23 protein-coding genes, 1 tRNA gene and 1 riboswitch are annotated in these 26,687 nt (G+C 45.0%); of the genes, 10 read left to right on the top strand and 14 right to left on the bottom strand.

All coding sequences use genetic code 11. The features are described from left to right. Nucleotides 1-25: 25 nt before the first annotated feature. The 10 genes from oppF to moaA form a co-directional block, all read right to left on the bottom strand. A complete protein-coding gene (oppF, locus tag A6D97_RS05440; RefSeq protein ID WP_017062172.1) occupies nt 26-1,012 on the bottom strand; it encodes a murein tripeptide/oligopeptide ABC transporter ATP binding protein OppF in 987 nt (328 codons plus the stop codon). Further along, entirely contained in the window at nt 1,009-1,980 is a 972-nt protein-coding gene (locus A6D97_RS05435; protein ID WP_012603544.1) for an ABC transporter ATP-binding protein, read from the bottom strand. Before A6D97_RS05435 ends, oppF begins: the two co-directional genes overlap by 4 nt. A gap of 42 nt (nt 1,981-2,022) precedes the next feature. Further along, nucleotides 2,023-2,925, bottom strand: a complete 903-nt coding sequence (gene oppC, locus A6D97_RS05430) for an oligopeptide ABC transporter permease OppC (RefSeq protein ID WP_017062173.1) — start codon at nt 2,923-2,925, stop codon at nt 2,023-2,025. 15 nt (nt 2,926-2,940) lie between these two features. After that, complete coding sequence (gene oppB / locus A6D97_RS05425) at nt 2,941-3,861, bottom strand: oligopeptide ABC transporter permease OppB (RefSeq protein ID WP_017062174.1); 921 nt, start codon at nt 3,859-3,861, stop codon at nt 2,941-2,943. A gap of 114 nt (nt 3,862-3,975) precedes the next feature. Further along, entirely contained in the window at nt 3,976-5,607 is a 1,632-nt protein-coding gene (locus A6D97_RS05420; RefSeq protein WP_065583971.1) for an ABC transporter substrate-binding protein, read from the bottom strand. Between the two features lie 652 nt (nt 5,608-6,259). Continuing rightward, entirely contained in the window at nt 6,260-6,715 is a 456-nt protein-coding gene (moaE, locus tag A6D97_RS05415; protein WP_017062176.1) for a molybdopterin synthase catalytic subunit MoaE, read from the bottom strand. A 2-nt stretch (nt 6,716-6,717) separates the two neighbouring features. Continuing rightward, a complete protein-coding gene (moaD, locus tag A6D97_RS05410) occupies nt 6,718-6,963 on the bottom strand; it encodes a molybdopterin synthase sulfur carrier subunit (RefSeq protein WP_017063465.1) in 246 nt (81 codons plus the stop codon). Next, entirely contained in the window at nt 6,960-7,439 is a 480-nt protein-coding gene (gene moaC / locus A6D97_RS05405; RefSeq protein ID WP_004734026.1) for a cyclic pyranopterin monophosphate synthase MoaC, read from the bottom strand. The genes moaD and moaC overlap by 4 nt, the downstream gene beginning before the upstream one ends. 12 nt (nt 7,440-7,451) lie before the next feature. Beyond that, the gene (gene moaB / locus A6D97_RS05400; RefSeq protein WP_065583970.1) at nt 7,452-7,964 is read right to left on the bottom strand and encodes a molybdenum cofactor biosynthesis protein B; all 513 of its coding nucleotides are present in this window, start codon (nt 7,962-7,964) and stop codon (nt 7,452-7,454) included. A gap of 86 nt (nt 7,965-8,050) precedes the next feature. Continuing rightward, nucleotides 8,051-9,040: a GTP 3',8-cyclase MoaA gene (gene moaA / locus A6D97_RS05395; RefSeq protein ID WP_009848642.1), complete on the bottom strand. Its 990-nt coding sequence runs from the start codon at nt 9,038-9,040 to the stop codon at nt 8,051-8,053. Next, nucleotides 9,029-9,181, bottom strand: a riboswitch (molybdenum cofactor riboswitch). (Overlaps the previous gene by 12 nt.) Before the next feature lie 195 nt (nt 9,182-9,376). Here moaA and A6D97_RS05390 point away from each other — a divergent pair. Next, nucleotides 9,377-10,264: a YvcK family protein gene (locus A6D97_RS05390; protein ID WP_017062178.1), complete on the top strand. Its 888-nt coding sequence runs from the start codon at nt 9,377-9,379 to the stop codon at nt 10,262-10,264. A gap of 74 nt (nt 10,265-10,338) precedes the next feature. Here the strand turns inward: A6D97_RS05390 and luxU are convergent, their stop codons facing one another. The 3 genes from luxU to uvrB form a co-directional block, all read right to left on the bottom strand. Continuing rightward, entirely contained in the window at nt 10,339-10,683 is a 345-nt protein-coding gene (luxU, locus tag A6D97_RS05385) for a quorum-sensing phosphorelay protein LuxU (RefSeq protein WP_017062179.1), read from the bottom strand. A gap of 24 nt (nt 10,684-10,707) precedes the next feature. Further along, nucleotides 10,708-12,096 (bottom strand): quorum-sensing sigma-54 dependent transcriptional regulator LuxO, encoded by a 1,389-nt coding sequence (gene luxO, locus A6D97_RS05380; protein WP_004734031.1) that lies wholly within the window; start codon nt 12,094-12,096, stop codon nt 10,708-10,710. A gap of 303 nt (nt 12,097-12,399) precedes the next feature. Further along, nucleotides 12,400-14,430, bottom strand: a complete 2,031-nt coding sequence (gene uvrB, locus A6D97_RS05375; RefSeq protein ID WP_065583969.1) for an excinuclease ABC subunit UvrB — start codon at nt 14,428-14,430, stop codon at nt 12,400-12,402. 508 nt (nt 14,431-14,938) lie between these two features. Here uvrB and A6D97_RS05370 point away from each other — a divergent pair. From A6D97_RS05370 to nth, 8 genes are all read left to right on the top strand, one after another. Further along, a tRNA-Asn gene (locus A6D97_RS05370) sits at nt 14,939-15,014 on the top strand. A gap of 485 nt (nt 15,015-15,499) precedes the next feature. Continuing rightward, a complete protein-coding gene (rsxA, locus tag A6D97_RS05365; RefSeq protein ID WP_004734039.1) occupies nt 15,500-16,078 on the top strand; it encodes an electron transport complex subunit RsxA in 579 nt (192 codons plus the stop codon). A 2-nt stretch (nt 16,079-16,080) separates the two neighbouring features. After that, nucleotides 16,081-16,674 carry an electron transport complex subunit RsxB gene (gene rsxB / locus A6D97_RS05360; RefSeq protein WP_065583968.1) on the top strand — a complete coding sequence of 198 codons (594 nt, stop codon included), beginning with the start codon at nt 16,081-16,083 and terminating at the stop codon, nt 16,672-16,674. A 7-nt stretch (nt 16,675-16,681) separates the two neighbouring features. After that, nucleotides 16,682-19,321 carry an electron transport complex subunit RsxC gene (gene rsxC / locus A6D97_RS05355; RefSeq protein WP_065583967.1) on the top strand — a complete coding sequence of 880 codons (2,640 nt, stop codon included), beginning with the start codon at nt 16,682-16,684 and terminating at the stop codon, nt 19,319-19,321. After that, on the top strand, nt 19,321-20,367 hold the full coding sequence (gene rsxD / locus A6D97_RS05350; protein WP_017063459.1) for an electron transport complex subunit RsxD: 1,047 nt from the start codon (nt 19,321-19,323) through the stop codon (nt 20,365-20,367). The genes rsxC and rsxD overlap by 1 nt, the downstream gene beginning before the upstream one ends. Before the next feature lie 13 nt (nt 20,368-20,380). Continuing rightward, nucleotides 20,381-21,010, top strand: a complete 630-nt coding sequence (gene rsxG / locus A6D97_RS05345) for an electron transport complex subunit RsxG (RefSeq protein WP_017061171.1) — start codon at nt 20,381-20,383, stop codon at nt 21,008-21,010. Further along, nucleotides 21,010-21,702: an electron transport complex subunit E gene (locus A6D97_RS05340; RefSeq protein WP_065583966.1), complete on the top strand. Its 693-nt coding sequence runs from the start codon at nt 21,010-21,012 to the stop codon at nt 21,700-21,702. The genes rsxG and A6D97_RS05340 overlap by 1 nt, the downstream gene beginning before the upstream one ends. Nucleotides 21,703-21,866: 164 nt before the next feature. After that, nucleotides 21,867-22,502, top strand: a complete 636-nt coding sequence (gene nth / locus A6D97_RS05335) for an endonuclease III (protein ID WP_017061172.1) — start codon at nt 21,867-21,869, stop codon at nt 22,500-22,502. A 181-nt stretch (nt 22,503-22,683) separates the two neighbouring features. Here nth and A6D97_RS05330 read toward each other — a convergent pair whose 3' ends face one another. Further along, nucleotides 22,684-25,437: a cation-transporting P-type ATPase gene (locus tag A6D97_RS05330; RefSeq protein ID WP_065583965.1), complete on the bottom strand. Its 2,754-nt coding sequence runs from the start codon at nt 25,435-25,437 to the stop codon at nt 22,684-22,686. A gap of 765 nt (nt 25,438-26,202) precedes the next feature. Here A6D97_RS05330 and gloA point away from each other — a divergent pair. Further along, nucleotides 26,203-26,619 carry a lactoylglutathione lyase gene (gloA, locus tag A6D97_RS05325; protein WP_004734046.1) on the top strand — a complete coding sequence of 139 codons (417 nt, stop codon included), beginning with the start codon at nt 26,203-26,205 and terminating at the stop codon, nt 26,617-26,619. Nucleotides 26,620-26,687: the final 68 nt, after the last annotated feature.

Raw genomic sequence — 26,687 nt, 5'->3', positions numbered from 1 at the left:
CAGGCTGAACCGTTTTAAATAGGCTCTAGACTTGTACGTGCAAGCAAGATACTGCGTGAACGTCATCGCCTTGAATCGTTGGCTTAGTTTGCGCACACGCCTCTGTTGCTTGTGGGCAACGAGTACGGAACACACAACCTGATGGCGGATTGATTGGCGATGGGAGATCACCTTCCAACATCTGAATGGTTTTGCTGCGCTCTAAGCGTGGGTCTGGAATTGGAACTGCAGACATCAACGCTTTGGTGTATGGGTGCTTAGGATCAGAGAACAATGCATCTGATTCGCCAAGTTCTACCGCATTACCTAGGTACATCACCAATACGCGATCAGAGATGTGTTTAACAACCGACAAATCGTGCGCGATGAATACCAAAGACAAACCTAGCTCTTTTTGTAGCTCCTTCAGAAGGTTAACTACTTGAGCTTGGATAGATACGTCAAGTGCCGAAACAGGTTCGTCACAAATGATCATCTTAGGTTTCAAGATAAGTGCACGTGCAATACCAATACGCTGACACTGACCACCAGAGAATTCATGTGGGTAACGGTTTATTACGTTTGGTAGTAGACCAACCTTTGCCATCATCTCTTTAACTCTGTCCTTCACTTCTTGTTTAGAAAGTTCAGGGAAGAAAGTCTCTAGAGGCTCAGCAATGATATCGCCTACTGACATACGTGGGTTAAGCGACGCTAGCGGGTCTTGGAAGATCATCTGAATCTCTTTACGAGTCTCACGACGCTTCACTTCCTGCATCTTAGTTAGGTCTTGACCTAACCACATCACTTGACCTTCAGTCGCTTCAACCAAGCCGATAATCGCACGGGCAAAAGTTGATTTACCACAACCAGACTCACCCACTACGCCTAGTGTTTCGCCTTCGTAAAGGTGAACATCAACCCCATCAACCGCTTTAAGGTTTGATGGTTTTGCCCAAGGCCAAGCAGACTTAGCTGCAATGCTAAAGTGAACTTTCAGGTCTTTAATATCTAATAGTAATTCTTTACTCATTTTGTCCAAGTCTCCCAGTCTGAAAAACAAGCACGCTGACGGTCTTTAGCAAATGGCTGCAAAATCGGTGCTTCTTGCTTACAACGGTCCATTACACGGTGACAACGGTCTTGGTAAGGACAACCTGTTGGTAGGCGAAGTAAGTTAGGTGGGTTACCTGGAATCGTCGGTAGAATTTCACCTTCGGTATCCAAACGAGGAATCGCTTTAAGCAGGCCTTCCGCGTATGGGTGGCTTGGCTCGTAGAAGATTTCATCAACCGTGCCGTACTCCATTGTACGACCCGCGTACATCACAAGTACTTTGTCACAAGAACCAGCAACAACACCCAAGTCATGGGTGATCATAATGATTGCTGTATTGAACTCATCTTTTAGTTCGTTCAGCAATTCCATGATTTGCGCTTGAATGGTTACATCCAGTGCCGTTGTTGGTTCATCAGCGATAAGCAATTTAGGACGACACAGCAGTGCCATTGCGATCATCACACGCTGACGCATACCGCCCGAAAACTCGTGCGGGTACATAGTGATACGCTTGCGTGCTTCAGGGATTTTCACCGCTTCAAGCATGCGTACTGATTCTTCAAACGCTTCTGCTTTACCCATGCCTTTATGCAGCATAAGTACTTCCATCAGCTGATCACTTACTTTCATGTAAGGGTTCAGTGAGGTCATTGGATCTTGGAAGATCATCGCGATCTGTTCAGCACGAACCTTGTTCAGTGCTTTTTCAGGCAGGTTGAGAATTTCATTGCCTTCAAACTTTGCACTGCCTGAGATGATGCCGTTCTTAGCCAGCAGCCCCATCAGTGCAAATACCGTTTGTGATTTACCTGAACCCGACTCACCAACAATACCCAGCGTTTCGCCTTGGTTAAGTGAGAAGTTCAAGTCGTTTACTGCGGTTACGATACCATCTTGTGTGGTAAATTCGACGCGCAGATCTTTGACATCTAATAAGCTCATTATTGCTTCCTTAATCTTTTATAGCTTTTAATTGCTATTTCGTTATCTGTCTTTTGGATCAAGCGCGTCGCGCAGACCATCACCTACGTAGTTAAAGCAGAACAGCGTAACTACCATGAATGCCGCAGGGAATGTCAATTGCCAGATTGCAACTTCCATTGTTTGCGAACCTTCTTGAAGCAATGCGCCCCAGCTTGTCATAGGCTCTTGAACACCAAGACCAAGGAAAGATAAGAATGATTCTGTAAGGATCATGCTTGGAATAAGCAACGTAGAGTAAACCGCTACGATACCCAGTACGTTCGGTACGATGTGACGTGTAATGATCTTCCATTTGCTTACACCACATACGTGTGCAGCTTCAATGAACTCTTTACTACGTAGGCTCAACGTTTGACCACGTACAATACGCGCCATATCTAGCCAAGCAATCGCACCAATAGCAACGAAGATTAGGACGATGTTACGACCAAAGAACGTTACCAGTACGATTACTAGGAACATGAATGGCACTGCGTACAAGATCTCTAGGATACGCATCATCACTCGGTCAGTACGACCGCCGATGAAGCCTGAAGCTGCACCGTAAAGCGTACCAATCAGTACCGCTACGAAGGCACCCATCACACCAACCATCAATGAGATGCGGCCACCGACAAGAGTACGAACGTACAAATCACGACCTAAGCTATCGGTACCAAACCAGTGATCCGCATTCGGACCAACGTGCATTGCGTACCAGTCAGTATCATCATAAGTGTACTGAGCCAGCATTGGTAAGAAGATAACTGCCAGTACCATAAGCGTAAGAATGAACAGACTCACCATCGCAGCTTTGTTTCGCATGAAACGAATGCGCGCGTCCTGCCACAAACTACGACCTTCAATCTCTAAGCTCTCAGAGAACTTTTCGATCGCTTCTAAATTTTCTTTTTTCTTCAACATAACCATGCGTCCCTGTTAGTAGCGAATTTTCGGGTCAATAAGCGCTAGCAAAATATCAACGATTGCGTTGAACAAGATGAATAGGAAACCAATCAAGATGGTTACACCCATTACTAGCGAGTAGTCACGGTTAAACGCGGCGTTAACAAACAGCTTACCGATACCTGGTAGGCCGAAGATGGTTTCAACAACAACTGAACCTGTGATTATACCTACGAACGCAGGTCCCATGTAAGAAACAACAGGTAGCATTGCTGGCTTAAGTGCATGTTTTAGAATGATATAACGGTAGCTTAGACCTTTTGCACGTGCAGTTCGGATAAAGTTACTGTTTAGCGTTTCAATCATGCTACCACGAGTAATACGAGCAAAGGTTGCTACGTAAAGAAGAGACATCGCGATAACAGGCAGCACGATGTACATGAATGTACCGCCATGCCAACCACCTGCTGGGAATATGTTCCAGTGCAGGGAGAAAAGGTAAATAAGCGCCGGTGCCAACACGAAAGATGGCATTACCACCCCGAGCATGGCGGTCGACATTATGGTGTAGTCGACCCAGGTGTTGTGCTTCAAGGCGGCAATGGTTCCGACCGTTACCCCCATCAATAATGTGAAGATAAAAGCAACGAAACCTACCTTCGCAGATACTGGAAGTGCAACCGCGATCAGCTCATTTACTGTGTAATCTTGGTATTTAAAAGAGGGACCGAAGTCACCTTGTAAGATATTTGTCAAATACGTGGTGTATTGTTCAAACACTGGTTTATCTAAGCCGTATTTAGCTTCGATGTTAGCCATAACTTCTGGCGGTAATGGACGCTCGCTTGAAAACGGGTTACCCGGTGCGAAACGCATGAGAAAGAAAGATATAGTGATCAACACCAACATGGTTGGAATCGCTTCAAATATCCTTTTCATAATGAATTTAAGCATAAACTCACTCTTTCAGTCTGTGACAATTAAAATTAGAAAGACGCTACATGCGCGCCCTGCGCATGTAGTGCCTGTATCGTTATAGTTATATTAACTTTTTAGAATCGAAGCTTATTATTGAGCTTTGATGTATAGGTCTTTCGAGAAGATCTTGTCTTCCGCGTTGTTGATTGGGAAACCACCAACATGCGGGTTAAGTAGACGAGATTTCACGTATTGGTAGATAGGAGCAATTGGCATGTCGTTTGCCATTAGCGCCTCAGCTTCTAGGTAAAGTGCTTTGCGCTCTTCTTCTGAAGTTGAGTTAAGTGCTTTATCGATGATCTTATCGTAAGCCGCGCTGTCGTAGTGAACACCACCGGTAGTGTTGTTACTCTTCATTAGCGTCAGGAACGAAGACGCTTCATTGTAGTCACCACACCAACCAGCACGTGCTACTTCGAAGTCACCAGAATCTTTAGAAGATAGGTACGTTTTCCACTCTTGGTTCTCAAGTGTTACAGAAAGACCCAGTGTTTTCTTCCACATAGAACCTAGCGCTACAGCAATCTTCTTGTGGTTCTCTGAAGTGTTGTAAAGCAGGTTGAATTTAAGTGGGTTGTCTTTACCGTAACCCGCTTCTTCAAGAAGACGTTCCGCTTCTGCGTTACGCTCTTTCTGAGACATCTTGCCGTAAGCAGGTAGCTCAGGATCGAAGCCAGCTGTGATTTCAGGCGTTAGGAAATACGCAGGTTTTTGACCTTGCGCTAGGATAGCACCTGTTACGATATCACGGTCGATCGCGTAAGAGATTGCTTGACGAACACGAACATCATCAAATGGTGCTTTCTTCGTATTGAAGATGTAGTAGTAAGTACATAGGTTACCCGCTACAGATACATCTTCTGCGTACTCTTTTTGAAGACGCTTGAAGTGCTCAGTTGGAAGTTCGTTTGTGAAATCGATTTCACCAGATAGGAAACGGTTCATTTCCGCTACTTGGTTTTCGATTGGTAGGAACGTTACTTTGTTAAGAACTGTTTTATCGTTGTCCCAGTACTGTTCGTTACGCTTGAGTACTAGACGCTCGTTAACAACCCATTTATCAACAGAGAATGCACCGTTGCCAACAAAGTGCTCTGGCTTAGTCCACTGGTCACCGTATTTTTCAACAGTTGCCTGGTGTACTGGCTTCATTGTTGTGTGGCCCATCATCATTACGAAGTATGGTACCGCTGTTTCTAATTCAACAACTAGAGTGTTTGCATCCACTGCTTTAACGCCTAGTTCACTCTTGTCTTTCTTACCCGCTACGATATCTTTCGCATTCGCCATCTTGGTGTATTCCATGTACCAAGCGTATGGAGAAGCCGTTGCAGGATCAACTGCACGTTGCCAGCTGTATACAAAATCTTGAGCTGTTACAGGATCGCCGTTAGACCATTTTGCGTCTTTGCGTAGGTGGAAAGTGAATGTTTTGTTGTCTGTCGTTTCCCAGCTTTCCGCAACACCAGGGATAGTGTTGCCGTCGCCGTCTTGGTTCACTAGACCTTCTAGAAGATCACGAATTACGTGAGATTCTGGTACACCTTGAGATTTGTGTGGGTCGATAGTTGCAACTTCAGTACCGTTACCGCGAACAAGTTCCTGAACTTTTGCCAGTTCTGTGCCTGCTGGAACTTCAGCAGCGATAGAAAGAGTAGAAGAGGCAGCCACTGCCAAACCAGCACCTAGAAGAAGGGCCTGAGTGATTTTATTCTTGTACATTTAATAAACTCCAAGTTTTATGTATTGCATCCATGACTTCTTTGCTTGGTTCACTGAACGGCAGTGATTTAGATTTATTTAGCTCAAAATTTAAGCATAAAAATCTAAAACCTTACAAAGATTGAGGCACACACTATCAACCATTGAAGTAATTTGCCACAAACAAGTCGCAAAAAATCGGATAATTCTCCGAAATACTTAAGGTATCAGTGTAAATATCTAAAAAACCCCAAATCAGTAGTGACTTGCGTAGAGGGATTAATTAAAAAACAGCCTTTAGTGTTGATGTATCTGTGTTGATACTTTTTTTTAGCATCTTATGCTAGAACACTGAGCGCAAATTAACATTAATGCCACATGAAATCTAATTGCACATCACATATCACCTAAACCTTCTACACTATTTGTGAGGATAATCACTTTATACAAGACAGCATAATGCTCTGCACCAAACCGGGTTATCCAATGCACCAATTAAGACAAAATTACGCGCTGAATTTATATGCAACCACAATGAATTATCATTTGTCAAATCAATGATTATCTATAAATAGATTTATAGCAGGTACAAAAAAACCGACCTAAGTGGTCGGTTTTTGACTGTCTCATATACAAATGAGTAAATGCTGAAGCAACATCACTTTAAGAGAAATTACTTCTCCCAGCGTTCCGCTGCTTTCGTGTCTGAATCACGAGAATCAACCCAACGCGTCGTTTCGGTCGTGCGTTCCTTTTTCCAAAAGGGAGCCTTGGTTTTCAGGAAGTCCATAACGAATTCACAGGCTTCAAATGCAGCACCACGGTGTGCACTGGATACACCAACGTAAACAATCTGGTCGCCGATATCTAAGTCACCTACACGGTGGATAACACGCATCTTCTGAATAGGCCAGCGAGCCTCAGCTTGGTCACAGATCTCGCTCAGTGATTTTTCTGTCATACCCGGATAGTGCTCCAGAGACAAACCAATCACATTGTCGCCAAGGTTCATGTCGCGAACTTTACCAACGAACGTCACAATCGCTCCGGCAGCTGTACCTTGAGCCAAGTAGTCGTATTCGTCGCCTACCGAGAAGTCCTCAGCTGTCACTAATACTCTTGGATCCATGCTTAGCCTCCAGTCACTGGTGGGAAGAAAGCCACTTCGTCGCCGTCTTTCACTTCAGCTGTCAAAGGTACGATTGATTGGTTAAGTGCAGCCAGAAGCTTCCCCTCTTCCAATGCGATATCCCATTTGCCTTCTTGTGTCACAAGATGACTACGAATCGCTTCAATCGTCTTAAATTGTGCATCAACTTCAACGCTGTCCACACCAACAAGTTCACGAGTTTGAGCAAAGAAAAGTACTGTAATCATGACTCCACCTTAAAGTGACCAGATTTACCACCTGTCTTCTCTAGCAGGCGCACGTTTTCGATAACAATGTCTTTCTGAACAGCTTTACACATATCGTAAATCGTTAACGCAGCCACAGAAGCAGCCGTTAGCGCTTCCATCTCTACGCCCGTCTTACCCGCAAGCTTACAAACAGATTCGATGCGAACCTTGTTTTCAGACTCGATAGCTTCAAGCTGCACTTCTACTTTAGTTAATAGCAGAGGGTGACACAGGGGAATCAGATCCCACGTCTTCTTCGCCGCTTGAATACCCGCAATACGTGCCGTTGCGAAAACATCACCTTTATGGTGGCTACCAGAGACAATCAGCTCTAGCGTTTCTGCCGACATTTGAACGAAGGCTTCCGCTCTCGCTTCACGTACTGTTTCCGCTTTAGCCGATACATCGACCATGTTTGCTTCGCCAGACGCGTTAATGTGTGTAAATTGGCTCATACTCAAACCGCCTTATACAGAAAGGTGTGGCATGAAGTTACAAGGACGGTGGCTAGCATCCATCTGTTGCTTGATGATCTTAGTCCAACCGGTGCGGCAAGCGCCTGTAGAACCTGGCATCGCAAAGATAACCGTGTGGTTAGCAAAACCCGCAATCGCACGAGATTGAATTGTCGAAGTACCGATCTCTTCGTAAGATACTTGACGGAATAGCTCACCAAAGCCTTCTACTTCTTTGTCGAACAGTGGCTTAAGCGCTTCAGGCGTGCTGTCACGAGAAGTGAAACCAGTACCACCCGTGATCATGATAGCTTGTACGCTTTCATCAGCGATCCATTTAGATACGATCGCACGGATCTTGTACATGTCATCAATAACGATTTGCTTATCAACCACGTTGTGACCCGCTTGTTTAGCATGCTCTGCTAGGTAACCGCCTGAAGTGTCGTTTTCTTCTGTACGAGTATCTGAAACCGTTAGTACTGCGATGTTTGCTGCTTGGAATTTGCTTTCTGCGTGACCCATTTGTTCACCTATATAAATTTTTCATTAGACTGATTCGCCCCGCCTGAAGAAGCTGAGCGATAAAATGCTTTAGAGTGTGTAGCGGGTTAACCGCCGATTGACGCCAAGTTTGGAGTCATGCCGCTGTTGCCATCGTGTAAGAAGTGGCTAACGGACTTGGTTTGAAGCTGAGCCTGAATTCGATCAATGAGTTCTTGCTCTTGTTGATCTTCTTGAATCAGATCTCTCAGTTCAACACCATGGTCGCCAAACAGACATAAGTGAAGTTTACCGGTCGCAGAAACGCGCAGTCGGTTACAACTCTCACAAAAGTCTTTCTCGTAAGGCATGATCAAACCGATTTCACCCTTGTAGTCTGGGTGGACAAACACTTGCGCCGGGCCATCGTTAACGGCTTTGACTTTTAACAGCCAACCATTAGCAATAAGCTGGTTGCGAATCGCAACGCCAGACACATGATGTTTATCGAACAACTCGTCCATCTCGCCGGTTTTCATCAGCTCGATAAAACGTAATTGAATAGGTTTGTCTTTGATCCAATTAAGGAAGGCTGGTAATTCCTGACTATTGAGGTCTTTCATTAATACGACGTTGACTTTGACTTGTTCAAAGCCAACCTCAAACGCTTTATCAATGCCTCGCATAACCTCAGTAAACTTATTCTCACCAGTGATCTGATGGAACATGCGCGAATCTAAACTATCCACGCTCACGTTTATATGGGTTAAACCAGCATCACGCCATTGCCCTACTTGTTTCTCCATGCGGTAGCCATTCGTTGTGGTGGCTACTTTTTCGATGCCTGGAGTAGAAGCAACGGTATGTATGATTTCAGGAAAGTCTTTACGCAGGCTCGGCTCTCCGCCTGTAATGCGGATCTTTGAGGTACCACAATCTGCAAACGCTTTAACAACGCGTTTGATCTCGGGAACACTTAAAAAAGACGAGTTTTTTTGCCCTGACGGTTTGTAACCATCTGGCAAGCAGTAAGTACATTTAAAGTTACAGACGTCTGTAACCGACAAGCGCAAGTAATAAAACTTGCGATGGAATCTATCTTCGAATTGTTGCGCCACGGAACACCTTTCCAAACACGGGAGGCATAATCATTTCCAATTAAGCCCTTGTGACAACATGTCACTGGCTCTTGATGCGTATCGGTACAGCAAATACCACTGTGCGACTTAGCATGCGAGAGCTCGGAGTTATGGCAACTGAGCGTTATATTCACACGCGCAGTAGCTGAGTAATAAAATACTTAATATTTGTACGTGAATCTAGCTCTGATGGTAAAAAACGGGTCACATCGGCAAAAAAAAACGTATCAAACGCTCAAAATAACTCTTGTTGAGTATATAGCGAGAAGCATTTAACCTAAATTATAGTTGGTAATAACCTAACAAGAACAATAAATGAATATTTACTCTTCAAAGAAAGTCGTAGCAATCGGCGGTGGCCATGGCTTAGGTCGCATGTTAGCTGCATTAAAAGACTTTGGTAACAACGCAACTGGCATTGTTGCAACGACAGATAACGGCGGTTCCACCGGACGTATTAGAGATTGCCAAGGTGGCATCGCATGGGGAGATACACGCAACTGTATCAACCAATTAATCACAGAGCCTTCAATCAGTTCGATGATGTTCGAATACCGCTTTCGTGGTCAAGGTGAGTTAGACGGTCATAACTTGGGTAACCTAATGCTGACGGCGTTAGACAACCTTTCCGTTCGCCCATTGGAAGCAATTAACCTGATTCGAAATATGCTCAAGGTCGATGTCAATATCGTGCCGATGACTGAGCATCCTTCAGACCTCACGGCTCTATCAATGGACGGCCGCTGGGTTACCGGCGAAACCAACGTTGATGACATGACGGAAAAGCTGCGCATGATGGACTTGTCTCCAGAAGTGCCAGCAACCAAAGAAGCCGTTGCTGCCGTTGAGCAAGCAGACTGCATTGTCCTTGGCCCTGGAAGCTTTTTAACCAGTGTGATGCCCCCTCTTCTCCTTCCAGAGATTGGCAAAGCAATCTCTGAGAACACCAAGGCAAAAGTTATCTTCGTTGAAAACCTTTCACCAGAGCACGGTCCCGCAGGGAAAATGACGCTTCAAGAGCAATTGGAGTGGTGTGAACGTACCTGTAAGGCAAGGAAAATAGACATCGTGTTAGGCAATGAACCTCACCCGGAACTAGAAGTGCAATGGAATTGTGTGACCACAGATCTTGCATCGGCAAACCGAGATTGGCGACACGACCGTGTGAAGCTTCAACAAGCCATTGAAGCCCAGTTGGCGTAGCCATAGGTTCAAGCAACAAACAACAAAAAAGGAGCATGCTGCTCCTTTTTTAATCTCAGTAATAACTCGCTGTTTTAAAGGTCCGTCATCAACTGCTGATATTCAGTGTACGTCGATAACAGGAGGTCTTGCATATCTTGAAAATCAATCTCGGTTACAGGCAACGCTTGCTTCACTTTTGCGTCTAAGCTAATCGCAAAACTACACAAAGAATCCGCACCAAAGCTTGCTGCGCTGCTCTTAAGCGCATGACTGATATCAGCCAAGTACTTAGAGGTATCCGACTCTTTATTTATCTCTAGGTGTTCGTAGTAGCCTTTCAACTCACCTAAAAAGATTTCCAGTAAAACCGGGACATTCTCTTGGCCTATTTCGCCGGCAAGCTCATCAACTTTTTGCTGATTTAATACTTTCGTCATTATTATTTTCTTATTGTTTGTTGATTACTGCTTCGCATTCCACGTTTGCAACTTACGGTATATCGTCGATGGACTGACATCTAAGAAACCTGCCGCACGAGGGATGTTGCCATCACACGCTTTAATGGCCTGCTCGATAGCCGTTTTCTCAGTGATCCACAATGGGAAAATATCTTTTACCGTGATGTCTTCATTCTGCTTCTCTTTCAATCGCAGACTGTTTTCAATCGGTTGGTTCAACGGTGGTGGAAGCATGTTGAGAGTAATCTCTTTGCCGTTATTCAAAACCACTACGTTCCGCAACACGTTTTGTAGCTGACGAACGTTACCCGGCCACTCATATTGATTAAAGCGATCAAGTACTTCCTGAGCAAAACGTACAAACGCCTTCCCCTCCTCGACCGACATATAGCCTAGCAGAGAATACGCGATCTCGATGACATCTTCACCACGCTCACGCAATGGCGGCAAGTGCAATGGAATCACGTATAAACGATAGTATAAATCTTCTCTAAAGCGACCTTCTTGTACTTCTTTCCAAGGGTCACGGTTGGTCGCACACACAAAACGAACGTCGACACTCTTCATCTTCGAAGAGCCGACTTTTTGGAAAGTACCGGTTTGGATAAAGCGCAGCAGCTTGGTTTGCAGCTCTAAGTCCATTTCGCACAGTTCATCAAGGAACAGTGTTCCACCATCAGCAAGCTCAGCAGCACCTTGGCGATCGGTCGCAGCACCGGTAAAGGCACCTTTAACGTGGCCAAACAGCTCACTTTCAATCAGGTCTTTAGGGATAGCGGCACAGTTAATCGCGATGAACGGCTTATCGCCACGCTTACTCGCCGCATGAATGGCTTCTGCACATACCTCTTTACCGGTACCACTTTCACCAGTAATGAAAATGCTCGCCTTACTCGATGCAGCAGAATCGATAGTTCGGTAAACCTGCTGCATGGTTTGGCTGCTGCCGATAAAACCTTGGTAGTTCTGGTTTCCCGGGTGTTCCGAGCTATTTTTAAGTTTGGTGGCTTTGCGGATCGCATTATTCACCGTAATACGGAGTCGGTCGGCTTCACACGGTTTGATAAGGAAATCTTGAGAGCCATGACGCATCGCTTCTACAGCGGTATCGATAGAGCCGTGAGCCGTCATGAAGATAACTGGAACTTCAGGGTATTTTTGTTTTACAGCAAATAGTACGTCCATACCCGTCATATCAGGCAGACGTAGATCTAATAAAATAAGGTCTGGGATTCGATGATTCAAACTCTCGATTGCATCGCGGCCAGTGCCGACAATGTTGATATCAATTTCGAGCGGTGTAAGATACGAGCGATATAAAGCTGCTACCGAAGCGGTATCCTCTACCATCAACAAATACTTCGATTTGTTATCTAGCGTTTTTGATTGCATATCCTAGCCATTTATAATTTGCATTTCTTATTATAGTCGCATTCCGCCTTGCATTATGCAAATTAGCCACAGTATTTGTAGTGTGTTTTTTTTACTTGCTTCAAACAATCAATGTTTTATCTATCTGGCACGAACGATGCAACGGTATAAATGACCTTCGGGTCACCTAGCCAACTGACGTTGTTAGTGGACCGATTGTTCACAAACGTAAGCCAGTAGAACATTTACTACTGGCTGTTTTTTTGTCTGAAACACTCTCAATTCTTGTGTTGAGGGGGATCAATTCTCGAGCGAAAAGTGAGATTAGCTGTTGGTAATAAACTGCTTTCTTAACTGCTCAATTTCATCACGCTTCTGTGCGGCCAATTCAAATTCCAGATTCTGAGCATGCTGATACATCGCAGATTCTAGCTTGCTGATCTCTTTATCAAGCTGTTGCGGCGTAAGTACTGCATAACTTTCAGAAGGCTCTGCCACCTTAGATAGTGGAACTTGTTTCGATTGGCGCTGCTGCTTCGACTTGGTTAGATCACCCAGTTCCATAATGTCTTTGATATTGCGTTTCAACGCTTGCGGAGTGATGCCTTGCTCTTCGTTGTAGGCTTGCTGTTTCTCGCGACGACGATCGGTTTCATCAATCGCTTTTCTCATCGACTTAGTAATCGAATCACCATAAAGGATTGCTCGACCTTCCAAGTTACGAGCAGCACGACCAATGGTTTGAATCAGAGAACGCTCAGAACGCAAGAAGCCCTCTTTATCTGCATCAAGAATCGCCACCAGCGACACTTCAGGCATATCCAAACCTTCACGAAGTAAGTTAATGCCCACTAACACATCGAACTTGCCCAAACGTAGGTCTCGGATGATCTCTACACGCTCAACGGTATCGATATCCGAGTGCAAGTAACGCACTTTAACGCCGTGCTCACTTAGGTATTCGGTTAAGTCTTCTGCCATTCTCTTGGTCAACGTGGTAACCAAAACACGCTCTTCTTTCACTGAACGGATTCTGATTTCAGACAGCAAGTCATCCACCTGCGTCGCGACAGGTCTTACTTCGATGATTGGGTCTAACAGACCAGTAGGACGTACCACTTGATCAGCAATCTCGCCATCTGATTTTTCAATCTCGTAATTACCTGGTGTTGCCGACACAAAAATCGTTTGTGGGGCTATAGACTCAAATTCTTCAAACTTCATTGGACGGTTATCCAATGCAGAAGGCAGTCTAAAACCAAACTCGACCAAGGTTTCTTTACGAGAACGGTCACCTTTATACATCGCACCAATTTGCGGCACAGTCACGTGTGACTCATCGATGATCAGCAAACCATCATCAGGCAGGTAGTCAAATAACGTTGGCGGCGCTTCCCCTTCCGTACGGCCGCTCAAGTATCGTGAATAGTTTTCGATACCGGAACAGAAGCCAAGCTCAGTCATCATCTCAATATCAAACTGAGTTCTTTGAGAGATACGCTGCTCTTCCAAAAGCTTATTGTTGTCTTTTAAGTATTGAGCACGATCGCGCAGTTCGTCCTTGATGTTCTCAATCGCCTCAAGGATTTTTTCTCTTGGCGTTACATAGTGAGTTTTTGGATAAACCGTAAAGCGCGGCAAGTCTCTTTGTTTCACCGCACCAGTCAGAGGATCAAAAATACTAATGCAGTCCACTTCGTCATCGAACATCTCAATTCGAACCGCATCTTGGTCAGATTCAGCCGGAAAGATATCAATCACCTCACCACGAACACGGAACTGACCACGTTCAAAGGCGACATCGTTTCTTGAATATTGCAGCTCAGCCAATCGACGCAGGATGTCTCGCTGATCCATCACCTCGCCACGACTCAAATGAAGCATCATCTTCAAATAAGACTTAGGATCACCCAGACCGTAGATAGCCGACACAGAAGCCACAATGATGGCGTCTTTTCGTTCTAATAAGGCTTTGGTTGCCGAAAGCCTCATTTGTTCGATATGAGCGTTCACAGACGCATCTTTCTCGATGAACGTGTCCGTGGTTGGAACGTAGGCTTCAGGTTGGTAGTAATCGTAGTAAGAAACGAAATACTCAACGGCATTGTTTGGAAAGAAAGATTTCATCTCACCGTAAAGTTGAGCCGCCAATGTCTTGTTAGGCGCTAACAGAATCGCAGGTCTTTGAGATTGGGAAATGACGTTGGCAAGGGTAAAGGTTTTACCTGAGCCCGTTACCCCTAGTAGAGTTTGATGTGCCAAACCAGAATCTAATCCGTCTAGTAATTTGGTTATCGCTGTCGGCTGATCACCGGACGGGCTGTAGTCCGATACCAAGTCAAAGAGTTTAATCATAGGTCGCCATTTCCATACTGTTTTTTTAATCAGGTCATTGTCACTCTAGGAGGAGTGTCGTTGCAACAATTATCTAGAGAAATGCATCTTAAGATCAGAGATCAGTTATAGCTTTTATTTTTAGAACTTGGTATTATCCGTGCCCTGCAAAGTTTCCCCAGCTAAATTACTCGAATTTTAATCCACTACTTTTCCCCAAAAAACCTAAAAATACCGCTTGTTTTACTGTTCGTTTTATAATCTACAAAAGTTATACAATTGCGACATTTTGCTATAAATCTTTTAAATACATTACGTTAGATAAGGTTTTTACATTTTTCGATTTATCCCGATTATTGTTGTTAAAGTTTCACACACACACTTATCCACAATTTTGGTGGATAACTAAAGCAAAGCTAAATCCTATAAGGCGTTCAAGAAAGTAAAGTTTTTTATCTTACTTTTTTCTGATATTTTTTATTGACAGAAATCCGGACAATTATTAGAATTCGCGTCGCTAACAAGCAATTCCCCTTTAGTTCAGTTGGTAGAACGGCGGACTGTTAATCCGTATGTCGCAAGTTCAAGTCTTGCAAGGGGAGCCAAATTCAGAAAAAAGCTCAATCGAAAGATTGGGCTTTTTCGTATATAACTGCGACTAACTTGTTCCAAGTTAATGTCACAAACCTAGCCGCCCGCGTTCAAGTCTTGCAAGGGGAGCCAAATTTAAAGAAGCCGCATCACTCGATGCGGCTTTTTGCGTTTTAGCGGTTTGGGAACGTATTCGACTCTCAGCTTTCCTTCTCTTTTTGATAGTTCTGAGCACCAAAACCCACAAATATGACCCTATTCTTAGGAAGCAAATCGAGCTCAATTCAAGAATGATCTTATGAAAGATCCAATTCAACTACTCCTACAAACTTGTCTCACGAAGTAAAAATTGGCCGTCTATACTTACGGTAACTTTAATAATCAATCGATTACCTGATGTTTTTTTCACCAAGTGTCTAAATCCCTAGTGATCCTTGGTTGTTATTAGGTGAGCAAAGCAGGATAATATCCGGATCGGAATCTCAAGAATTAATCCATTATGACCGAATACCTTTTGTTGTTGGTTGGCACAGTGCTGGTCAATAACTTTGTGCTAGTGAAGTTTTTAGGACTATGTCCATTTATGGGAGTCTCCAAGAAACTGGAGACTGCGATTGGCATGGGCCTCGCGACGACTTTCGTTCTAACGTTAGCGTCGGTCTCTGCATACCTAGTAGAAACCTACATCCTTACCCCTCTGGGTATTGAATACCTGCGTACCATGAGTTTCATCTTGGTTATCGCGGTGGTTGTTCAATTTACGGAAATGGTCGTTCACAAAACCAGTCCAACTCTATATCGCCTGTTGGGTATCTTTCTGCCGCTTATCACCACCAACTGTGCGGTATTAGGTGTGGCACTTCTGAACATCAATGAAAACCACAACTTCATTCAGTCGATCATCTATGGCTTCGGCGCTGCGGTTGGTTTCTCGCTTGTATTGATCCTATTTGCTGCAATGCGTGAGCGTATTGCGGTTGCTGATGTTCCAATGCCCTTCAAAGGCGCATCGATTGCGATGATCACAGCAGGCCTAATGTCTCTGGCATTTATGGGCTTTACTGGGTTGGTGAAATAAGCATGAGCACCATCTTAATTGCAATCATTGCACTCGCCGTTTTAGCCGCTGTTTTTGGCGCTATTTTGGGCTTTGCTTCTATCCGTTTTAAAGTTGAAGCTGATCCTATCGTCGATCAAATCGACACCATTTTACCGCAAACTCAATGTGGCCAGTGTGGCTACCCTGGCTGTCGCCCATACGCAGAGGCGATCGCTAACGGAGACAAGATCAACAAATGTCCTCCGGGCGGCCAAGCAACCATTGAGAAGCTAGCAGATTTAATGGGCGTAGAAGTTGAAGACTCCGCTCATGACTTAGATAACAAAGTAAAAACCGTTGCCTTCATTCACGAAGATATGTGTATCGGCTGTACCAAGTGTATTCAAGCCTGCCCTGTTGACGCCATTGTTGGTGGCACCAAGGCACTGCACACAGTAATTAAAGATGAATGTACAGGTTGTGATCTATGTGTCGCACCGTGCCCTACTGACTGTATTGAAATGATTCCAGTGGCAACAACGACTGAAAATTGGAAATGGCAGATGAACATCATCCCTGTTACTGATATCACTAACCAAGCGACTGATGCGACTACGTCAGAGCCTAAAGCATAGGGTTAGTATGATCTCTTTAATTGAACAAATTCGCACGGGCTCTATTTGGAACTTCCCTGGTGGCGTGCACCCTGCTGAAAACAAGAAACAGTCGAATACTACTGATATCGTCCATGCAAGGCTTCCAGAAGAAATCGTTCTTCCTGTGAAACAGCACATCGGTAAGCCGGGGAACCTATTGGTTGCTGCTGGCGACACTGTGTTAAAAGGTCAGCAACTTACGGCCTTAGACACTGGTTTTACTTTGCCAGTACACGCACCAACATCGGGTATGATTACCGCTATCGAACCGCGAACTACCGCTCACCCTTCAGGCTTGAGCGAAATATGCGTGGTTATTAAACCTGATGGCCTAGACACTTGGATTGAAAAAAATCCAGTTGAAGATTTTTCGACAAAGACTTCTGACGAACTGCTTGATGTGATTCGCCAAGCTGGTATTTCAGGCATGGGCGGCGCAGGTTTCCCTACGGCTAAGAAGCTTCAATCAGGCTTAGGTCGTACCGACATTTTGATCGTCAACGCTGCGGAATGTGAACCTTACATCACCTCTGATGACAAGTTGCTTCAAGAACATGCCGACGAAGTATTAAAAGGCATCGAAGTGGTTGAACACATTCTTCAACCAAAGCTGACGGTTATCGGCATTGAAGACAACAAACCAGATGCGATAAAAGCACTTGAGATTGCAGCGAAAGACAAAGATATCGTCATTCGCGTTATCCCAACCAAATACCCTTCTGGTGGTGAGAAGCAACTTATCAAGATCCTCACCAACAAAGAGGTTCCAGCTGGCGGCATTCCTGCAGACATTGGTGTTTTGGTTCAGAACGTCGGCTCTCTTTACTCGATTAAGCGAGCGGTAATTGACGGCGAACCTGTGGTTAACCGCGTTGTGACATTAACCGGTAAAACCTTTAAGCAACCTCGTAACGTTTGGGCGCTATTAGGCACACCAGTACATGAGTTACTTGAAGAGTTTGGCTACAAAGCAGATAAAAAACTGCCGCGTTTAATTTTGGGCGGCCCAATGATGGGCTTTACCTTGCCGCATGCCAATGTGCCAATCACCAAAACGTCGAACTGTATTTTGGCGCCAACGCGTCGTGAGATCTCACCAAGCACTTACGAGATGGAATGTATCCGTTGCAGCGCATGTGCTGAAGCTTGCCCTGCGTCTCTACTTCCTCAACAACTGCAATGGCACGCCAAAGCCAACGAGTTGGATAAGTGTGAAGAGCTAAATATTAAAGACTGTATTGAATGTGGTGCATGTGCATTTGTCTGCCCAAGCGAAATCCCTCTTGTTCAGTACTATCGCCAAGCAAAAGCTGAAATCAAAACTCGAAAAGATGAAGCCGCTGCTGCAGAACGCGCCAAGATTCGTTTTGAAGAGAAGAACGCTCGTATGGAGCGTGATAAAGCCGAACGTGAAAACCGCTTTAAAAAAGCCGCAGATAACCGCCGTAAAGATATGAAAACATCCGGCGGTGATGATGCTATTGCTGCTGCGATTGCTCGTGTTAAAGCACAAAAAGCCGCTGCGGATCAGGCTCCGAATGAAGAACCAGCAGTGAAACCTGCGGTTGCTGCCGCTATTGCGAAGGCAAAAGCGAAACAAGCTGCAGCTCAAAAAGCGGAAGGCGCTGAACCAGACAACTCTGAAATGTCTAAACTGCGTGAAGAGCGCAAGCGTCAAGCGAGAGAGCGCAAGGCACAACAAGCAGCAGCCGATACTCCTGCAGAAAGCTCAGGCGATACGAAGAAAGACGCCGTTGCTGCTGCGATTGCTCGCGCTAAAGCGAAGAAAGCACAGCAAGCGGAATCTGCTTCGGATGCTCCTGTTGAAAGCTCTGGCGATGCTAAGAAAGATGCTGTCGCTGCGGCCATTGCACGTGCTAAAGCCAAGAAAGTTCAACAAGCTGAATCTACTTCCGACGCTCCAGCTGAAAGCTCAGGCGATACAAAGAAAGACGCCGTTGCTGCTGCGATTGCTCGCGCTAAAGCGAAGAAAGCACAGCAAGCGGAATCTGCTTCGGATGCTCCTGTTGAAAGCTCTGCCGATGCTAAGAAAGATGCTGTCGCTGCGGCCATTGCTCGTGCTAAAGCCAAGAAAGCTCAACAAGCTGAATCTGCTGCTGAAGCTCCTGCTGAAAAATCCGGCGATGCCAAGAAAGATGCTGTTACTGCCGCTATCGCTCGTGCTAAAGCCAAAAAAGCCCAGCAAGCGAAGCAAGCAGAAACATCTGAACCAGTGGTTGAAGTTGAAACCGAGACTCAATCGGAGCAAGTCGACCCTAAGAAAGCTGCTGTTGCTGCGGCCATCGCTCGCGCTAAGGCTAAGAAAGCACAGCAAGCGACACAAGAAACAACCGAAGCTCCTGAACCTGCAGTTGAAACTGAAGCTGGAAGTTCTGGCGATGCTAAGAAAGACGCCGTTGCTGCCGCTATAGCCCGTGCTAAAGCAAAAAAAGCACAGCAAGCTAAGCAAGCAGAAACATCTGAACCAGTAGTTGAAGTAGAAACTGATACTCAATCTGAACAGGTCGATCCGAAGAAAGCTGCTGTTGCTGCAGCTATCGCTCGTGCTAAAGCGAAAAAAGCCCAGCAAGAGCTAGATAAAAAGAACAATGAGGAGAAAGAGTAGTGGCCTTCTTTATCGCCAGCTCACCGCACGCGCATAGCCGTAGAAGCACCCCAGATCTAATGAAATGGGTGGCTATTTGTGCATTGCCAGGTCTACTAGCTCAAACCTACTTCTTTGGATGGGGTACCCTCATCCAGTTAGTATTTGCTATTGCACTTGCTGTTACCTTTGAAGCAGCCGTCATGCTATTGAGAAAACGCCCGCCAGTAATGGCACTGCGTGATTACAGTGCTGTTGTAACCGCTTGGCTACTGAGTGTCGCGATTCCCCCACACTCTCCGTGGTGGATCCTCGTCATTGGTATGTTCTTCGCTATTATTATCGCGAAACACTTATACGGCGGCCTAGGGCAGAACCCATTTAACCCTGCGATGGTCGCTTACGTTGTTTTGCTGATTTCATTCCCAGTTCAAATGACCAGTTGGAATGCTCCCGCGAGCCTGACAGCAGAAGCAACAAGCTTTATTGACTCATTCTTGATGATCTTTACTGGCTTCAATAACGAAGGTTTGTCTCTGCAACAAGCACGCCTTGGCATTGATGGCACCACAATGGCGACGCCGCTTGATGCATTCAAAACGGCATTAACGGCAGGCAATACTGCCTCAGAAGCACTATCTCAACCTCAATTTAGTTGGTTAGCTGGCGTAGGCTGGGAGTGGGTAAACCTTGCTTACCTAATCGGCGGTTTAGTGCTGATTAAGCAACGTGTTATTCAATGGTATATCCCTGTGGCTTTCATCGGCAGTCTTACTCTGTTTAGCTTAGTGTTCTTAGTGCTCACTCCTGGTGAAACCGCTTCTCCAACCATTCACCTTCTGTCTGGCGCGACTATGCTTGGTGCATTCTTTATTGCAACCGACCCAGTTTCAGCATCCACGACAGTCAAAGGTCGCTTAGTGTTTGGCGCTCTGATCGGCGGTTTAGTCTTTATCATCCGCAGTTGGGGTGGTTTCCCTGATGGCGTGGCGTTTGCTGTATTGTTAGCCAACATGTGTGTTCCACTGATTGACTACTACACCAAACCTCGCACATACGGTCACTAAGGGAGCGGATACCATGCTAAATGCAATTAAGAAAAACGGCCTTGTACTCGCGATTTTTGCGTGTGCTTCGACGGGTTTGGTCGCGGTAACTCACTACCTGACCAAAGATCAGATCAAACAACAAGAACAGGCTCAGTTACTGTCTGTTCTTAACCAAGTGATCCCACACGATCAGCACGACAACGAGCTGTTTTCGTCTTGTACTTTGGTTCAAGCAGAAGAACTTGGTACTGAGCAAGCGATGCCGGCTTACATTGCTAAGCTTAATGGTGAGCCAAGCGCGATTGCGATCGAAGCGATTGCACCAGACGGCTACAATGGCGCGATTAAAGTCATTGTTGGAATGAAAACTGACGGTACTATTTTAGGTACTCGCGTGCTTTCTCACCAAGAGACTCCGGGCTTGGGTGATAAGATTGATCTGCGTGTGAGTGATTGGATTCTTTCGTTTGCAGGTAAGCAAGTGACGGATTCTAATCTAGACCGTTGGAAGGTTCGTAAAGACGGTGGTGATTTTGACCAGTTTACTGGCGCTACTATCACGCCAAGAGCAGTCGTGAAGTCAGTCAAACAAGCGGTCCAGTACGTTAACCAAAACAACCAAGCATTGCTTGCTCAACCTCTAAATTGTGGTGGTGAATAATGAGTGACCATAAAACATTGATCAAAAATGGCATGTGGGCCAATAACCCTGCCCTAGTGCAACTTCTTGGGTTATGTCCGCTGCTGGCTGTATCGTCAACAGTCACTAACGCACTTGGGCTAGGCATTGCTACCTTGCTTGTACTGGTCGGCTCAAACGTTTCTGTTTCTTTGGTTCGTAATCATGTGCCAAAAGAAGTACGTATCCCAGTATTCGTAATGATCATTGCCTCGCTAGTAACCTGTGTTCAATTGCTGATGAACGCTTACGCCTATGGGCTTTACCTCTCTTTGGGTATCTTCATCCCGCTGATCGTAACCAACTGCATCATCATTGGTCGTGCGGAAGCCTTCGCTTCAAAAAATGAAGTGCTACCAGCGGCTCAAGATGGTTTCTGGATGGGTCTAGGCATGACATCAGTATTGGTCGTGTTAGGTGCGATGCGTGAGATTATTGGTAACGGGACCCTATTTGATGGCGCAGACCTGCTGCTTGGTGACTGGGCTTCGGTGTTACGAATCCAGATATTTGAATTTGATAACAGCTTCTTGTTAGCCCTGCTTCCACCGGGTGCCTTCATTGGTGTTGGTTTCTTAATTGCTTTGAAAAATATCATCGATAACCAAGCAAAATCTAGACAACCAAAACAAGAAAAACCAGTCATTGAACGCGCTCGCGTTACCAATGCCTAATAAGTTAAATTAGCTTAAACCTCGCTGAGTTAGCTCAACCACTCAGCGGGGGAAATCAGATCTAAACAGTACATATAATAATGACGCTCATAAGAGCGCGTAACCGATGATAAAGCAGAAGCAATCCAAGCTTCATGCCCTAACTATTTGAAAGTAATGTCGCTATGAACAATGTAAAACGAGTAGAAATACTTGAGCGTTTAAGAGAAAACAATCCAAAGCCAGAGACTGAGCTTAACTGGAACAGCCCATTCGAGCTGCTGATTGCCGTTCTATTGTCTGCACAAGCAACCGATGTCAGCGTGAACAAGGCGACGGATAAGCTGTACCCTTTAGCCAACACTCCGCAAGCAATTTTCGACCTAGGTGTTGATGGCTTAAAAGAGTATATCAAGACCATCGGCCTATTTAACTCAAAAGCAGAAAACACCATCAAAACGTGTCGTATGCTGCTTGACCTACATAATGGTGAAGTACCGGAAGATCGCGCTGCATTAGAAGCCCTTCCAGGTGTCGGTCGTAAAACAGCAAATGTAGTGTTAAATACCGCATTCGGTTGGCCAACCATTGCCGTTGATACTCACATCTATCGTGTATCAAACCGCACTAAGCTAGCGATGGGTAAAACCGTCGACGATGTCGAAGCAAAACTACTTAAAGTTATCCCAAAAGAATTCAAACTGGATGTCCACCATTGGCTCATTCTTCATGGACGTTACACCTGTGTCGCACGTAAACCACGCTGTGGCAGCTGTATCATTGAAGACCTCTGTGAATTCAAAGAAAAGAGCGAAGATTAGTCTTTCCGTTCACAACGATTAATCAATACGGCAGCGCTTAAAGCGCTGCTTTTTTATTGCCACTCTCTAGAATCCGCCTCTACATAAGTTTTCACTTCTAATTCTGCGTTCCCAAGACAACAGGCATAAAAAAATCCCGCCTTTTATGGCGGGATTCAATTATTTAGCTAAGAAGTCTGTCTTAGATAAACTCCACTTTAGTCACTTCTTTGATAGCAGATAGAACAAATGTTGGTACTGCTGCAATGAAGATTAACGATATTAAGTGATTAAACTCTAGCGCTTCTGTGCTGAATACCAACTGACCGAAGCTTGTGTACACAACGCTTAAAGACAAGATAGCCGATACTGCCACCGCACCAAGTAGGTAGTGGTTAGTGAACGGATTCTTACGATAAATCGTTGTAAACGTACGTGCATCGAACAAGCTCCAAAGTTGAGCAAAGATCAGTGTTAAAAACGCAACGGTTTGTGCGTATTGAGCACTGTAACCACCGTCGAGTGCGTAAGAGAATGTCACAAAGCTTAGACCACCTAATGCAAGACCACGAGTTAGGATACGAGCGCCTAGACCATTAGAGAAGAAGCCTTGGTCACGTTTGCCTGGCTTACGCTCCATGAGATCTTTCTCTTCTGGCTCAACACCGAGTGCGAGTGCTGGTAGACCATCAGAAACGAGGTTAACCCATAAAATCATTAGTGGAGTTAGCGGAAGTACTACATCTGGTCCCATGAGTAGGAATGCAAATAGGATTACCGAAACCTCACCCACGTTCGCTGTAAGTGCTTGGCGGATAAACTTACGTAGGTTATCGAAAATTTGACGACCCTGACGTACCGCCTTCACGATAGTACTGAAGTTGTCATCCAACAGGATAAGGTCACCTGAGTCTTTCGCAACAGACGTACCTGTAATACCCATCGCAACACCAATGTCTGCACGACGCAGTGCTGGCGCATCGTTCACGCCGTCACCGGTCATAGAGGCAACTTCATTGTTCTCTTGCTGCGCTTTTACGATACGCAGCTTGTGCTCTGGAGTAACACGGGCAAATACTGCAACCTGAGAACAGATAGACAACAGCTTCTCGTCATCCATTTGGTCAAGCTCAGCACCCGTTACCACTAGATCGTCTTCGCTACGGATGATTCCGATTTCACGAGCAATCGCTGCTGCCGTGACTGCGTGGTCACCGGTAATCATTACCGTACGAACACCAGCGCTATAACAGCTATTTACTGCATCGCGTACTTCTGGGCGTGGTGGATCCATGATGCCATAGATACCCAGGATGCTGACGTCTTTTTCAAGCTCAGGGAAATCTAACTCAAGCTCTTCTTCTTTTAATTCACGGAAACCAACGGCAAGTGTACGCAGAGCATCACCACCAAAGGTTTGGATTGCCGCTTCAAAGTTTAAATGAAGCTCTTGAGACGGTGCGGTATCGAGAGCCAAGTTGCCTGAAACTTCACAGCCAGCCGTTGGTACGAAACCACCGTCAACCATGAAGCTGGTTGATTTACCAAGAACAACATCTGGCGCACCTTTCAATGCTAGGAAGTGCTTACCTTGTGGGTCACGAACGATAACAGAAGCCATCTTACGACCAGAATCGAACGGGAACTTCTTAACGATTGAGTAGCCACCCGTTGATAGCATTTCATCTTGTTTAAGACCTGCTTTTGCAGCTGCAACAATTAGTGCACCTTCTGTCGGGTTGCCACGAACCGTCCATTTACCATCAGCATTTACATATTCAGCATCGTTACAAAGCGTTGCAACAACAAGACCTTTCATCATTGCAGGGCTGTTTGTCGCTTCGACATTGTGACCTTTGGTAATGAATTCACCCTTAGGATCAAAACCTTTACCTGACACATCCCAGTAACGACCAGACACATCGTACGCTTTCATCACCTGCATTTGGTTTTGTGTTAGCGTACCGGTTTTATCTGAACAGATAACGGTTGTAGAACCAAGCGTTTCGATTGCTGCTAGCTGTTTAGCCAAAGCATTATTCTTAACCATCTTAGTCGAGCCCATCGTTAATACGATAGTAACCACCGTTGGTAAACCTTCAGGAATAGCGGCAACCGATAAAGAGATACCTGTTGTTAGGATTTCTAACCATGGCATACCGTGGTAAACACCGATAGCACAAACAATAGCAACAACCACAAGAGCAACAACCAATAATGCGAGTGCGATGGTGTCCATACGCTCTTGCATTGGTGTTTTCGTCTCTTCCGTTTGGTTCATCATATCAGCGATGTGACCAACTTCAGTTTGCATACCTGTGCTTGTTACCACAGCAAGGCCTGTACCTGTAGTCACGATTGTTGTCATGAAGCCCATGTTCTTCTGATCGCCAAGACCAAGGGTCTCATCTTCAAGGCGTTCAGACTGCTTATTCACTGGCTCAGATTCACCGGTCAGTGCAGCCTCATCTACCGTCAGACGGTTTGACTCAAGAATACGAACATCAGCAGGCAGAATATCGCCAGTATTAATTTTGATGATGTCACCAGGAACGAGGGTTTTAGCTGGAACACTGATCCATTTACCATCGCGCATCACTTCGGCTTCTGGAGCTGCCATTTCTTTTAGCGCTTCCATCCCTTTCTGAGCTTTAAATTCTTGCCAGAACGCGATACCAGTATTGATAAGGATAATCACTGCAATAGCCATAGCATCAATCGCGTGGCCAGTAGACCAAGAAACGATTGCACCAACAGCTAGAATAAAAATCAGTGGGTTTTTATATTGATGAATATACAGTTCCCACGCAGAAGCTGACTCTTGTGCAGTCAGTTCGTTAGTGCCGTGCTTCTCTAAGCGTGCATCCGCTTCAGAAGTTGATAAACCTGTCGTTTGATCTGCGTTCAGTTCGTTTAAAACATCTGAACTTTGTTGTGTAAACCATTTACTCGTCATTTGAGTACTCCACATCAATGCCTCACGCCGAGGCTAATGTAATAAAATAATACTTATTCTTATGTGATAGAAAAATCGCACAAATCAAAAGTGAATATTTAGTCGATTTGGTGCGCTTGAAAAACTATATAGTAAGGATTGTCTATTTAGCAAAGATCGCAAAAGATACACTTGATACACACTTGACAACTACTTTGAAAACACAACCACATCAAACATCAAACATCAAACAAACAATACAAGCCCAAACTATTGTTTAAAAAAGATAAGCACAAAAAATAGACACCCTTTGTACTTTCGTAAAAACCATTAGTTATCGGCGTATTTTATCGAAAATTCCTTAATAACGAAGTAAAACATCGGAATAACCTTTCTATAAACAGGGATATGTTGGCGTAATCATAAATTGATAAAATGGAAAGTTAGATGCCAATTGTAAAAACGAAAGGAAATCAGCAACAAGATGGAGATATAAGTCACAATTCAACAACCAAGGCCATTCTTGGCCATTACAAAAAAGACCAACACTCAAACTTACTATTTATGCAAAACTGCGAATTAAGCGCTAGTGACTGACAAATTAATAAGGCCGTCGCTCTTTAATTTCTTGTAATACAAATAAGAAAAAAGGCAGAGGGGGAGAGTAAGATAGATGATGAGAATAAGAAAATATGACCAAACTCATCATCTCTTTGGTGTTGCTTATGAGCTTGCTCATATATAGTGCTATAAAAGAAACAACCAATAACAAGCTAGGAGCAAATCATGTCAAACGGTCGTATTTTACACACCATGCTACGCGTGGGTGATCTAGACAAGTCTATCGAGTTCTACACCAATGTAATGGGCATGCAGCTATTACGTAAGAACGAAAACAAAGAGTACGAATACACACTGGCTTTCGTTGGCTTTGGCGACGAATCTCAAGGCGCAGTGATTGAGCTGACTTACAACTGGGGCACCACGGAATACGATCTTGGCTCTGCTTTTGGTCACGTTGCTATCGGTGTTGATGACATCTACACAACGTGTGATGCGATTAAAGCAGCTGGCGGCAACGTAACGCGAGAAGCGGGTCCGGTTAAAGGCGGCTCTACACACATTGCGTTCGTTAAAGATCCTGATGGCTACATGATTGAGCTGATTCAGAACAAACAAGCAAGCGCAGGTCTAGAAGGTTAATTCCTTAACCTCTTTGAGAAGTTGAGTTTGAACGCCTGATGAAATAAAAAAGAAGCGAGCACTATGCT

Source organism: Vibrio sp. ZF57, assembly GCF_001691235.1.
In the GTDB taxonomy this organism is placed as follows: Bacteria; Pseudomonadota; Gammaproteobacteria; order Enterobacterales; family Vibrionaceae; genus Vibrio; species Vibrio crassostreae_C.
This window is presented reverse-complemented; position numbering and strand designations above follow the sequence as displayed.